This is a genomic window from Chryseobacterium paludis, from assembly GCF_025403485.1.
In the GTDB taxonomy this organism is placed as follows: domain Bacteria; phylum Bacteroidota; class Bacteroidia; order Flavobacteriales; family Weeksellaceae; genus Chryseobacterium; species Chryseobacterium paludis.
The window spans coordinates 890,955-904,862 of the sequence record NZ_CP099966.1 but is presented as its reverse complement, the minus strand read 5'-3'; the positions used below and the strand labels follow the sequence as shown (position 1 = coordinate 904,862).

9 protein-coding genes are annotated in these 13,908 nt (G+C 33.4%); 4 read left to right on the top strand and 5 right to left on the bottom strand.

Going from position 1 to position 13,908, the window contains the following annotated elements:
* Nucleotides 1-2: 2 nt before the first annotated feature.
* On the bottom strand, nt 3-1,538 hold the full coding sequence (locus NG806_RS03700) for a RagB/SusD family nutrient uptake outer membrane protein (protein ID WP_214825564.1): 1,536 nt from the start codon (nt 1,536-1,538) through the stop codon (nt 3-5).
* Nucleotides 1,539-1,549: 11 nt separating this feature from the next.
* The gene (locus tag NG806_RS03695; protein ID WP_214825566.1) at nt 1,550-4,462 is read right to left on the bottom strand and encodes a SusC/RagA family TonB-linked outer membrane protein; all 2,913 of its coding nucleotides are present in this window, start codon (nt 4,460-4,462) and stop codon (nt 1,550-1,552) included.
* 177 nt (nt 4,463-4,639) lie between these two features.
* On the opposite strand from NG806_RS03695, the gene NG806_RS03690 reads away from it, so the two are divergent.
* From NG806_RS03690 to NG806_RS03675, 4 genes are all read left to right on the top strand, one after another.
* Complete coding sequence (locus tag NG806_RS03690; RefSeq protein WP_261512014.1) at nt 4,640-5,830, top strand: MFS transporter; 1,191 nt, start codon at nt 4,640-4,642, stop codon at nt 5,828-5,830.
* A 22-nt stretch (nt 5,831-5,852) separates the two neighbouring features.
* Entirely contained in the window at nt 5,853-6,647 is a 795-nt protein-coding gene (locus NG806_RS03685) for an NUDIX hydrolase (protein ID WP_214825570.1), read from the top strand.
* Between the two features lie 160 nt (nt 6,648-6,807).
* Nucleotides 6,808-7,986, top strand: coding sequence for an acyl-CoA dehydrogenase family protein (locus NG806_RS03680; RefSeq protein WP_214825573.1), 1,179 nt, complete (start codon nt 6,808-6,810; stop codon nt 7,984-7,986).
* 161 nt (nt 7,987-8,147) lie between these two features.
* Nucleotides 8,148-10,097 (top strand): T9SS type A sorting domain-containing protein, encoded by a 1,950-nt coding sequence (locus NG806_RS03675; protein ID WP_261512012.1) that lies wholly within the window; start codon nt 8,148-8,150, stop codon nt 10,095-10,097.
* A gap of 145 nt (nt 10,098-10,242) precedes the next feature.
* Here the strand turns inward: NG806_RS03675 and NG806_RS03670 are convergent, their stop codons facing one another.
* Genes NG806_RS03670 through NG806_RS03660 form a run of 3 tightly spaced genes read right to left on the bottom strand, consistent with a single transcriptional unit; the run spans nt 10,243 to nt 13,876 of the window.
* Nucleotides 10,243-12,942: a PD-(D/E)XK nuclease family protein gene (locus NG806_RS03670; protein WP_261512011.1), complete on the bottom strand. Its 2,700-nt coding sequence runs from the start codon at nt 12,940-12,942 to the stop codon at nt 10,243-10,245.
* Nucleotides 12,939-13,472 carry a DUF922 domain-containing protein gene (locus tag NG806_RS03665; RefSeq protein ID WP_214825579.1) on the bottom strand — a complete coding sequence of 178 codons (534 nt, stop codon included), beginning with the start codon at nt 13,470-13,472 and terminating at the stop codon, nt 12,939-12,941. Before NG806_RS03665 ends, NG806_RS03670 begins: the two co-directional genes overlap by 4 nt.
* The gene (locus NG806_RS03660; protein WP_214825581.1) at nt 13,472-13,876 is read right to left on the bottom strand and encodes a hypothetical protein; all 405 of its coding nucleotides are present in this window, start codon (nt 13,874-13,876) and stop codon (nt 13,472-13,474) included. Before NG806_RS03660 ends, NG806_RS03665 begins: the two co-directional genes overlap by 1 nt.
* Nucleotides 13,877-13,908 lie beyond the last annotated feature (32 nt).

The following is a 13,908-nucleotide window of genomic DNA, read 5'->3' as shown; positions in this document are numbered from 1 at the left end:
TTTTAATAGCCAGGGTTTTGTTTTAAAGCAGTATTTACTAATTCGTTGAAAGGAATTGGTAAAATTTCATTCTTACCTGCTACAAATCCTCTTGCCCCTAATTTAGCCGGAGCATCGCCCCATCTTACCAGGTCAAACCATCTGTGACCTTCTCCTGCCAATTCTCTTCTTCTTTCATCTTTAATCGCCTGCATAGAAACCGGAACTGAACCTAATCCTACTCTCGATCTTACCGCATCCAGTAATGCCTGAGCTCTTGCTCCCGCACCACCTAGTGCTTCTGCTTCCATCAAGTAGGTATCAGCTAATCTGATGGCAATATAGTTTTGACGGAAGTTTAATTCAGTAGGACCTGGCAAATTACTTTTATCTGCATTTCTTGGTGCATATTTGTTTAAGAAATATCCAGTGTCTTTAAAGCCTGGAGAATAAGTAATCTTACCTTCTTGTTTTAATTTTTTACAATTAAGTACTGTAGCGTCTAAACGAGGATCTCCCTGCATGAAATTAAAAAGATCATCCGTCATTGGATTAAAGCCCCAACTTGCATAAATATCGGGCGCGTCATTATTAGGTACTGTCGTACGGCCATAAGATATAATACCAAGCATCACATTAATTGAATTTCCTTCATCTTTTCCGGAACCCCAAAATGGCCAATCCGCATTACTTTTATTAGTATGCATTACTTCAAGAATGGACTCTGTGGTAAATTTATTATCTACTTTCCACAGATCTGCAAAGTTACTAACTAACTTATAACCATACTGGCTCGTTTGCCCTGGTGTACCGTTCACCATTTCAAACTGAGCAGCAGCTTCGGTATTCTTTTTATCATATAGATAAATCTTTCCTAAAATAGCATGAGCAGTACCTTGCGTAATTCTTCCTTTTTCAGATGCTCCAGAAGCTACCATCATAAGATCTGGAAGTGCAGAAACAATATCACCTTCTATTTGGGTATATACTTTTGCCGGATCTTCTTGTGGAATATTGTAATAATCATCTGTAGCTAAAACAGGCTTTAAAATAAGCGGAATATTTTTGAACATTTTTAACAATTCAAAATAATACAGTGACCTTAAAACTTTAGCTTCAGCAATAAATCTCTTTCTTGTCTGTTCATTCATATTTGCATTAGGGATTCTTTCTAATAGAAGATTTGCACTTGCAATTCCCTGATAGTAATTTTTCCAGTAACTAGCAGGCATGATAATCGGATTAATGGTATAATTTGAGAACCCCTGGATTCCTGCACCATCTGAAGAATTTCCACCTCCTGAATAGAAATCATCAGAAGCACCATTAAAGAAGGTTACCATATTTTCAAATCCTCCAGAATATTTTCTCAACATATCGTATGTTGCTACCAATCCTGTAAAAGACTGTTCTTCATTTTGAAAGTAATTACTTGCATCAAAAGTACCTGTATTCTTTACATTCTCAAGATCACCTTTATCACAAGATACAGCTCCAAAACTAATACCTGCTAATAATAAAACAGATAAACTTTTATATATTAATCTTTTATTTTTCATTTTTTCTTTAATTAAAATTGAACATTAGCACCGAAAAGGAAAGTTCTTGCTTGGGGATAGAAAGCTCTGTCTATACCAAAAGTATCTGCTCCTGCAATTTCAGGATCATAACCAGTATATTTTGTAAAAGTAACTAAGTTCTCTGCTGTAACATAAAATCTTACTTTGCTTGCTCCTATAGTTTCAGAAATATTTTTTGGAAGTGTATATCCTACCTGTACCAATTTTATACGTAAATAGTCTCCTTTTTGAAGATAGTAATCAGACATTCTGGTATAATTCTGATTAAGATCATCTCTTGTAACCCTTGCTACAGTATTTGATGTCCCTTCACCAGTCCAACGGTCTAAAATAGAAGTCTGGTAATTCGCTTCCTGAATATCCAATCTTCTTAGCCCCTGGAAAATTTTATTTCCTGCCTGTCCCTGTGCGAATACCATCAAATCAAAGTTTTTGTAATTCATGTTCAATGTTAAACCAAATGTATATTTTGGTACTGAATTCCCTAAATTCACAAAATCCTTCTCATCAATTTTCCCATCACCATTAGCATCTAATCGTTTAAAATCTCCAGGTTTAGCATTGGGTTGAATTAGCCCTCCATTTGTATTTCTATACGCATCAATTTCAGCTTGATTCTGGAAAATTCCCATATTTTGGAAACCATAAAAAGAGCCATATGATTCACCAACTTGCAATCTCGATACGGTACCCAAAGTTTGGTAAGAAGCAAAATTCACATATGGTTTATTACCTTCTAATCTTGTAATTTCATTTTTTAAATAAGCAACATTACCATTTGCAGAAAACCCAAAGTCACCCCAATTCTTTTTATAACCTAAACTTATTTCAATTCCATCATTGTTCATATCTCCAATATTTCTCCACGGGTTATTAATCAATCCTAAATAACCAGGAACTTCGACTTGTCTTAAGATATCTGTACTTTTCTTTCTATAAACATCAACACTTAAATCAAAGTTCTTGAGAATCTTAAGGTCTGCGGCGATATTGAACTGTGATGTTCTTTCCCATTTAAGATCGGGATTTTCTAGTGTGCTTGGTGCATATCCAACACGGATTATATTATCTCCAAAAGTATAATTACTTCCTGCAGTTAAAAAGTTGGCAAACTGAAATTCTGTAATACCATCATTTCCTAATACACCATATCCACCTCTTAACTTAACGCTGCTTATAATATTATTTTGCGGCCAGAAACTTTCATTTGAAACATTCCAACCCAAAGACATTGCTGGAAAGTTTCCCCAATGGTTATTACTTCCAAATTTGGAAGAACCATCTCTACGAATTGTTCCTGTAAATAAGTATCGGTTATCATAATCGTATACTACTCTGGCAAAGTAAGAAGCTTTGTGAGTTTGTTTTCCATCCCATGCATCACCTTTTTTATTTTCCGGAGAAATATCGAAATTAAAAGATGCATCTTCCCAGTTATTAACTGGTAAGTTTGTAAATGTAGTACTTTGGCCTGAAGAAATATTATACTCATAGTACCCCTGTCCTAATAAAACATTTAGGTTATGCAGTCCAAACTTATTTTGATAAGTAGCGGTATTTTCAGTACTCCATTCAAATTTTTTATCAGTTTGTCTGAATAAACTATTAAAATCATTTTTATTTGCTGTACTCAAATAGTTAGTAGGAGTAAAGGCCTGATTTCCCCAGTAGGAAAGCTTTCCGTTTATACTAGATTTAAAACTGATATTTTTATTAATTTTCAATTCAGCAAATACATTTGCTATAAGATCATCTGACCATTTATATCTACCCAACTGAACTTGTCTGAAAGCCAGTGGATTTGTCATTTCTTTACTTACAAAACGTGAAAGTCCATAGGGATTCCCATTTGGATCTCTTACATAATTAGGGTTATTAATATAATCATTTGCATTAGGTTGATTAGCAATACCATTGGTTACTATAACAGGGGTCAATGGATCCAGATTGATAGCAGAACTTAACGGGCCTCCGAATTCTCCGTTATCAGTAACCCCTTGAGATTTTGTATGCGTATAAGCAAAAGTTTGTCCTACCGTTAAGAAATCAAATACTTTATGTGTTGAATTTAATCTGGCATTAACTCTTTTATAATTAGAAATGTCTCTCAATACAATACCTTGTTGATCATAATATCCGAAAGAAGCATAATAAGTAGACTTATCACTTCCCCCATTGATGCTGAATTCATGAGATTGACGTTGTGCACTATTGAAAATTTGTTTTTGCCAATCCGTACCTACTCCATAAGATGCAGGATTTCCCAATACTGGTGTTTTACCTTCATTGGTATATGCCTCATTCATAATTGTAGCGTACTCCGATCCATTTAAAAGATCAAGCTTTTTTGCGGCACTTCCAACTCCAAAGAAACCATTGTATGAAAGATTTAACCTTCCTTTCGTCCCTTTTTTAGTCGTAATCAAAATAACACCTTTTGCTGCAGAAACTCCATAAATTGCTGCCGAAGCACCATCTTTAAGAATCTCCATTCCTTCAATGTCAGACTGATTCAACCAACCAATGTTATCAACTACGATTCCATCGACTACCCATAAAGGATCATTACTTCCGGCACCAAAACTGGTAATACCACGCACCCTCACAGTAGCTGCAGTCCCAGGTTGCCCCGAATTTGATATTACACTGATACCAGCAGCTCGACCCTGCATAATTTGCTCAGGTCTTCCCGCAGTAGGAGAATTTTCAATATCAGATGCCTTGATGCTTGATATTGCTCCAGTCACATTACTCTTTTTCTGAGTACCATAACCAATCATTACCACTTCCTCAATTTTTTGTTCTTTTGGAAGAGTATCATTGGCTGTTTTTTGGGCACTGAAATTAGCTGTAAAATAAAGTACAGCAACCATTCCCAAACCTCTTGATATTCTAATATTCATATACAGTTAGTTTTTTAATTCTCATTTTGAGACAATAAAAATATATTTTTTTTTAAATAGTTAACATTATATTAATAAATATTTTAATATTTCTTTTATTTTTGGGGGTTGAAAGCCCTTTTTTTTGACTAAAATTTCATAAAAACTCATAAAAAATTAATAAAATCAATCCCCAAAATGTCGAGTAAGCTTCGTAATATTTCACTTCCATTAAAACTGACCTTCTTAATTTTTTCCATGGTTCTAAACTGCATGGGCATTGTAATATTGCAACTTTCGGAGGCAAATATCACCTATGAAAAACTCGGACTTTTAGAATCTTTCAAAGATTTACCTATTGCATTTATATCTCTTTTTGCGGTTAATTTTATTGGTCGGATTGGGACAAAAAAGGCATTAATTTTTGCATTAATAATTGTTGGGATTTGTTCATCTATCCTCCCTTTTGTAAAAGTATTTTGGTTTTATAAGCTTTGGTTTGCTATTATTGGGACTTGTTTCGCTATAGGGAAAATATGCGTTTTCGGAATTATCCGGAATAATATATCAGATGAAAAATCCCTTACCAAGACCATGAGTAATGTAGAAGCCTCTTTTATGATTGGAATTTTTGTGGTCAATACCATTTTCGGATGGTTAATTTCCAGTAAATACTCAGAATATTGGAAATTTGGATTTATTGCAATTTCAGTTCTTTCTTTAATTACAATATTCCTGTTTTCAAGATTGGAAATAGCTGAACCCAAAAAGACTGATCAAAAGAAAGATCTTCTTTCAGATTTGTCGGGATTTGTCAATCCATCAATTATCATATTTCTGGCTGTTGTTTTTTCCATTGTGTTTGTTGAACAGAGTTTCAATTCCTGGTTACCGTCATTTTATAAAAACCATTTAAAAGTTAACTCCTTTTTCGCCTTGCAGGCTTCATCTTTCTTAGCCCTTTTTTCATATGTAGGAAGAACGATAACAGCCCACATTATTCATAGGTTTCCACTTTCAAAATATTATGTATACTGCTTATCGGCTATTATTCTCGTATTAGGTATTATTCTGGGAATCCAATATTTTGAATCGGAGGATTCAAAAGCCATTTTATTTTTATTCCCGATCATTGGTTTCTTCTTGTCACCACTCTATCCGGTTATTAATTCCAAGATGATTGTACAGATTGATAAAGAAAAAACAAACCTTTTTACCTCCCTGATCGTTATTTTTTCGTCGTTGGGAAGTTCAGTAAGTTCAATTATTATCTCACTACTATTTGAAAATCAATTACTAAGATATTACCCATTATACATCTTATTTATTGTAACTGTCCTTTTTTCAATAAGTTTAATTTATTTTAAGCTTATTAAAAAAACATATTGAAAATAATTTTATTTTTACTCCCATGGAAATCAAGGATTCAAAAAACAAAGAAACACTTCAGGAACTTATAGACACCAAAGACTTTGTAGCCCATCTTTCAGTGGACTGCACGATATTTGGTTTTCACAATAATATACTGAAGGTTTTATTATTAAAATACCATGATTTAGATCTTTGGTCACTTCCCGGGGGATTTGTCTTTAATGATGAAGACCTTAGAGAAGCTGCTGCGCGTGTCCTGTATGAAAGAACACACCTTAAAGATATTTTCCTTAAACAATTTCATACATTTGGAAGAATAGACCGTACAGAAAACAATGTACATCAGATATTACTTAAAAACAAAGGAATAGAAGTTCCTAAAAACCACTGGATCTTTCAGCGATTTGTGACGGTAGGCTATTGCAGCCTTATTGATTTTTCTATTGCAAATACTTTTCCCGATGCTTTCAATGAAACCTGTGAGTGGTTTGAAGTGAATAATCTGCCAAAAACAGCTTTTGATCATGATAAAGTTATAGAAACCGGATTAGAGTATCTTCGAATGAATATTAATACGGAAGTAGCTGCCAGTAATTTACTTCCTATAAAATTCACGATGAAGGATCTGCAATCCTTATATGAAACAATTTTAGGTCAGAAATTCAGAAGAAATAATTTTCAGCGAAAAATTTTAAGCTTAAATATCCTCGAAAGACTGGAAAAGTTGTATGATGGATCTGCGAACAAAGCGCCTTACCTCTATAAATTCAAAAATAAAATTCATAATTCGGCGAATCATTACCCAATATCCAATGAGGAGGAAGAAGAACTGTAATACCAAATCCTCATAAAGTGATCTTTATATTCTATCCATAAAAAAGATAGCTTAATTCTCCATATCAGCTTTATACATCAAAAAAAATATTATTTAAAAAGGCAGGCAAAAAAATTTTTCTGAAATCACGAAAAGTGCTATTTTTAGGAAAATTATAAAAATGTCATATTATCCTCTTACAAGTATTCCTGACTATTACGGAATTGATGCCTTACTTACCGAAGAACACAAGCTAATTCGCCAATCTGTAAGAGATTGGGTTGAAAGTTTTGTAATGCCTCAAATAGATCATGCTGCACAAAATCATACGGATTTACCTGGTTTAATGAAAGAATTAGGGAAAATCGGAGCTCTTGGTCCTTATATTCCGGTAGAATATGGTGGTTCAGGATTGGATCAGATCTCTTATGGTCTTATTATGCAGGAACTGGAAAGAGGAGATTCTGCTGTACGTTCTGCAGCTTCTGTACAAAGTTCTTTGGTTATGTTTCCTATTAATGAATTCGGATCTGAGGAGCAAAAAAAGAAATATCTTCCGCAATTAGCTTCCGGAGAAATGATCGGATCTTTTGGATTAACGGAGCCTAACCATGGTTCTGATCCAAGCTCTATGGAGACTTATTTTAAAGACATGGGCGATCATTATCTTTTAAATGGTGCAAAAATGTGGATCACAAATTCTCCTTTATGTGATATTGCTGTTGTTTGGGGAAAAAATGAAGAAGGAAAAATACAAGGACTGATTGTTGAAAGGGGAATGGAAGGGTTTACCACTCCTGAAACTCATAACAAATGGAGCTTAAGAGCTTCTAAAACAGGAGAATTGGTATTTAATAATGTAAAAGTTCCAAAAGAGAATCTTCTTCCGGGAGTTACTGGATTGAAAGGACCTCTTTCTTGCCTTAATTCTGCCAGATACGGAATTTCGTGGGGAGTAATTGGAGCCGCTATTGATTGTTACTGTACTGCTGTTCAATACTCTAAAGAAAGAAAGCAGTTTGGAAATCCAATTGGTTCTTATCAGTTGCAACAGAAAAAATTAGCAGAATTTTTAACTGAAATTACCAAAGCTCAGTTGCTTTGTCTTCAGCTAGGAAGTCTTAAAAATGATCATAAAGCTACTCCGGCTCAAATTTCAATGGCAAAAAGAAACAATGTAAAAATGGCAATTGATATTGCAAGAGAATCCCGCCAGATCCTTGGTGGAATGGGAATCATGGGTGAATTCCCGATGATGAGACATGCCGCTAATCTAGAATCTGTAATTACGTATGAAGGAACACATGATGTTCATTTGTTAATTACAGGTATGGATATTACTGGTATCAACGCATTCTAATCCATAAGCAGATAAATATACAAAGCGTCTGGTCAGTTGACCAGACGCTTTTATTTTGCGTTAAATCAATAGAGTACTATTCATTGAATAATTATTAATATCTCAATAGAGTGAATTTAATATTAAAAAATTCTATCTTAACTCCACAAAAAATTACCATTATGAAAAAAATTACTCTTTTTTTACTTGGCCTCTCTGCGCCTTTTTACTTTTCCCAGCAGGCAGGAGATGTTGTAAATTTTGAGCAAAAGCTCGATTTAACTCCGCAAGGTGTTATCAATTTCATATCTAACAATCTGGGAGACCAGAATACTCCTGATTTTGTTAATTATCTAAATGGCTTTAATGTTGGTATAAAAGCATATAAGATAACGTATTATACTAAAAATGAAAATAATACACTGGTTAAAGCAACAGGGCTTATTATGTATCCTAATGTCAATTACAAACTGTCAACGGTAGTTTCTGATCATGGAACAACAGACAGCAGAAGTAATGTTCCCTCTAATTTAAAAGGTGTCTTATATGCCGGGTTTGTTGTTGAATTATCCTATGTATTGAACGGCTATATCCTGATGGCACCTGATTATGTGGGGATGGGTGGTGGCGATGGAGTTCATCCTTATGTACACTACCCTACAGAATCTGGCGCAACTATCGATTTTATTACTGCCGCTAACACAGTTATCGCACAGTTAGGGATAAAAAGATATGATGAATACTTTTTAACAGGTTATTCCCAAGGTGCTCACGCAGCCATGTCCACACTCAAAAAATTAAATATTTCCAATCCCACACAATTGAAATTCAAATATGCTTACATGGGTGATGGTCCGTATGATTTTTCAGGAGTTACCCTTCAAAAAGGAGTTTTGGAAAAAGACGTTTATCCATTTACTTCTTTCCTTGCCAATGTAATCAATACCTGTAACAATACAGGTTACAAAACGTACAACAATAATATTTCAGAGGTTATTTCTGCAGAGTATATGGATAAATACAATTATCATGTTCTACAGGATAATGGCGGATTACTATGGGGACCTCTTATCTGGAGAAAGCTTTTGACCAATAATTTTATTAGCGATGTAACCAATAATACCAGTAATAAACTCAGACTTTGTTTAAAATCAAATGATGTGTATGATTGGTACAATAAGACCCCAATGACATTGGGTCATTCCACAGTGGATCTGGCTATTCCACCGGAAAACACTTCGAAAACGATTGATGTACAAAGGGCATATTATCCATGGTGGAATTTAGATAAATTCAAGCTACAATCTTTTTACTGGGGGCCTCTTGGGCATATTGGTGGTATAGTTCCTTTTGTTTTAGCATCTAATGCTAAATTTAATACCCTGCGAAGCGGTGGTTTACTGAATGAATGGGCAATGTTGACCTCAAAACAATCCACAAACGAACAACCTAAAATTACTTCTCTTTATTCATCTCAAATAAAACCAAATCTGGGTTCTATGCAACTCGTTGAAATAAAAGATTTTAATAAAGAAGATACAGCCACCAGGTCAGTAGCCAGTAACAATTTGAGTTCTTTAAAAGATGGTGTTTATTTGTTGAAAGTTTTACAGAATAATGAAAACAAGCTTATTCCTTATATTAAAAACACCCCAACTCTTATTGCAGAAAATGAGATTATTGCTTCAGAAAACAACAATATTTTAAGCTTAAAAGTTAATCAGGATGAATTGTTATCCATCAATATATTTGATGAAAATAAAAATCTGGTTAAAACTATATCACAAAAGGAATATATAAAAGAAGGTGGAATTAATTTAAATAACATTGGAAACCAAACCCATACATTTGAAATCGTTACTGAATTTTATAATCTACAGTTTAATAGAAGTATTGAAATTAATAATGGTTCAGAGAACAACGTAGATATATTTACTCAAAACAACCAGGTTAAAGTGAAGTCAAAGGATAATATTAAAACTATAGATATCTATTCCATTTCCGGAGCTTTGATACAAAAACAAGAAATTAACGCCTCTAATTTTGAATCTAAACCTTTAGAATCAGGAATTTATGTAACACAAGTCATACTAAGCGATGGAAAAATAATTAATAAAAAAGTAAAATTATAACAATAACTTTCTTCATATCAATTATATTAATTGGAAGGTTGTCTTATAGCAAGGACAACCTTTTTTATGATAGCTTCAAGAGTTTCAGCCACCAATACTAAAGTTATAAAATTTCTACTACGTACGAGATGGCTTCCCATAATTATTAGCTTACAAAAGACTTAATGTTTTCAATAAAACTAATATCTGGATTTAAAATTTCAAGGATAAGGCTTCGAACAGACTGCATTGCTTCATTAATACTTCCTTTTTCAAACTGAAGAGAAACAACACCTTTTTTAGCTTCTGCAAAACTCCAGATTCCAGTTTCCACGGGAAGCCCCCAGAATTCCGGAAGACTTTGAATAACGTATTGATAGATGCAAAGCTGAAGTGCCTGTTTCCTATCACTATTATGGAAATATCCATCTACATTATCAGCGTCTATTTTTACAACAAGATTCTTTATTTTTGCCGTTTTGTAATCAATGATTCTTACTGTACCATTCAGACGGTCTATGCGGTCTATAAAACCAAAAAAAGAGATCCTGTCTTTAGCAGCTTCGTCAAGATAAAAATCAACATTTTCAAACCTCCTTTCAATGGCAATGATCTCCAGTTTATTTCCTCTTTTTACAAGATCAAGATCATGATTTAAAATATTTTCAATTACCTTTTTCGCAATTGCCCGATGAATAAAATTCATCCCTTTCTCATAAAACTCCGGCTGATGTTTTAGCTTTTCAATAGCAACATTAATATAGTAATCTATTGCTTTAATTGAATCCTTTAAATCATTTTCCTTTAAAACTTTACCTTTTAATACTTCATATACTTCTTGAAGTGAATAATGAACAAGATTTCCATAATTTTTCACAGATAATTCCTCTTCAATTTCATCTGCTTCAGACGTATTTAAAATCTTTGATAAGTAAAAATCAATGGGATTATAAAGATAGCTCGTAAGGTGTGAAGCTGAAACTTTTTCTTTCCATTTTTCAAGTCTTTCCAGAACAATATCAGTCTTGAAAATTTCAATAGGTTGTGTTATAATAGGCTCAGAAGAATTCTCGATAATCAGGTGTTCAATAATATGAGAACTCTCCATTTCTATCTGGGTAATAAATCTACTTTTCTCACCGCTGTTTACGCCTGAACTTAAAGCGTTAAAAAGCAGATGAACATTCTGGGAATCCTGGATCAATCGATAGAAATGGTACGCATAAATACTGTCATTTTCCAGAAAAGTATGTAAATCGAAGAATTTCCTTATATCAAAAGGAATATAGGTATTTTGTGAGTTTCCTAATGGCAGCTTCCCTTCATTTACGGATAACAGGATCACATTTTCAAAGTTTAAAAGCCTGGTTTCCAAAAGTCCCATAATTTGCAATCCCCTCAATGGCTCACCCTGAAAGTCAATACTCTCAGAATTAATATGCTGATTGATAAGAATTTCCAGAGTTTCCATCTTGATCTCAAAATCATAGGGAGTAACCTGATTTTTAATAATCTTAAAAGCACTTTCAAAATGCGAGATATTTTCGTACTGAATATCATCTATTTCCAGCCACTTGATCTGCTGACAGAACGCGATAAGCATATCGAGGTAGATGCTTGTAGAGTCAGCTTTTTGAAGCAGATGAAAATAAGACAGATCATTTAAAAGTTCATAAAGCAACTTTTTGGATATATAAACAATATTACGCTCTTCTATTTTAGACTTAAATCGATTGATAACCTCTTGATCTTCAGCTGACTTCGGAAGTTCTTCGAGGATAGGAAATAAATCTCTGTAATAGTAAGAAGATTTATTCTTTTCTAATTGCTTCTGCAGATAAAATAATTGTTTTATGGCATTTGAAAAAGATAAATTCTTCAGAGGAAAACCCATCGTAATATTTAGGTTATCAATCCCATGCATTACATCTAAACTTGCAGGAAGCAAATTTTCATCCAATAAAACGAGTGCTGTATTTGAATAGGTTTTATTATCTATTTCATTAAAGATTTCAGGCAATATTTTAGTTTGAGTTACATTCCCGGAAACCTCGTATACTTTTATATTTTTTGGTTGATTGAAATCATCTTCAATCCACTGGAAGGCGCGACTATCATTAAACTCCTTCCATAATTTATGATTTCTGAGAAATTTTCCCGCCTCTTGCCTTTCATCATCAAAATAATAATGATCAGCCTGAAAAAAACACTGTCCTTTATTCCACTGCAGCAAGCCTCTAACTAATTTTTCTTCTACGGGTGTAAAGGCATTGAATCCACAAAAAACAAACTGTTCAGAGGTAGCTTTAGCGAAATCAATTATTTTTGCTTTAGCCGTTTCATGAATCATTCCTGAGGTAGCCCAATTTTTTTCCTGTAATTTCTTTTTTAATACCGGAAGGAAAATATTCATATTTCTCCAGAAGTTCAGAAATTTCTTTCTTGGAACATCATCATCTTCACCTAAATTCTGGGCCCAGTCTTTAATCCTCTCTTCATCAAACATGTATTGCAAAACGATTTCATCGCTTTCAGAAAACTTTAAAATATCATCCCAATCTTTTTGTAAAGTAGGAAACCATTTCAGGAAATCCGAAAAACTATCGTTGGGAATCAGATTAAGGCTTTTGTATACATCAAATGCAAATAACCATAGAGAGATCCCCTGAATTGGCTGTTTATCAGCTATTTTATCAATAAGTTCTTCAATGGTAAAAAAGTTAGGCAGAAACCCTGAATAATTATTTTCTTCAAGAATTTGTCTGATGAAAACAATAGGTCGTTTACCGGGAATAACAATATTAAATACCGATAAATCTGTATTTTGAGCTAAGAGTTCGTGAATAATTTTATTGAGAAATTTCAAGACTTTTTATAGCTATTTAGGTTTTCTAATGCTTCAGATATAATGGTATTATATTGAGCCTGTTTTTCTTTATCCATCCCATTTTGTGTATCTCTGTCATAAGCCATCTGGAAGTCTCTATATTCATTTAAAATCCGGGAATAAATAGCTTTAAATTTTTTATCGAAATCACTGGAAGTTTTAATATTTTCCAATACTTCTTTTCGAAGCTTTCTGGCATAAATTTCAGCAATATCAAAGTGCTTTTGCTCATGGAGCAGCACATAGTCACTAATCCTCTTTACATCCTTCCATGACTTATCCTTATTAAAAATAGTCAAAATTTCAATTTTCACTGGGGATGAAGGATTAGAGGATGTTATAACAGAATATTCCCATCCACAATGGGTATAGGCTACTACATCTTTATTATTTTTCCTGTTTACAGAACTTTTAAAATCATTCCATGTTAGTTTTTGGTCTTCTTTCCATATTATTTTCTGACTAAATAACTGAATGGAGACCAAAAGACAAATGACGCTCCATCTCATTATTCTACTACAATTGTTTTTGTAATCCAACTATTGGTACCTGTCCAGAATTTAAAAGTATATGTTCCCGTCTGCTGTGGATTAAAATTAATCTGATTCATGCCTTGATGTGTAGACTGTGCACAAGCGGCATCAGTACGAAATTTATATGCAGTCACAGTTCTGGTTAAATTATCGTTATGTATGTAGTCGTAGCCATAAAAACCTTCACATTGCGAAAGGTAGGAAGAATAGGTTTTAATATGCTGAATATCAAAAACATTCATAGTATCATTAGTAATTCTTACACTATCTATTTTTACTTTATCAACAGATTGTATTGTTTCATAATCATCATCATTACAAGAAGTAAGTACTACTCCTAATATTATTGCAGAAAACCCAATATTTAAAAGTCTTTTCATAACACAATAGAATTTCGATTATTAACAAATAA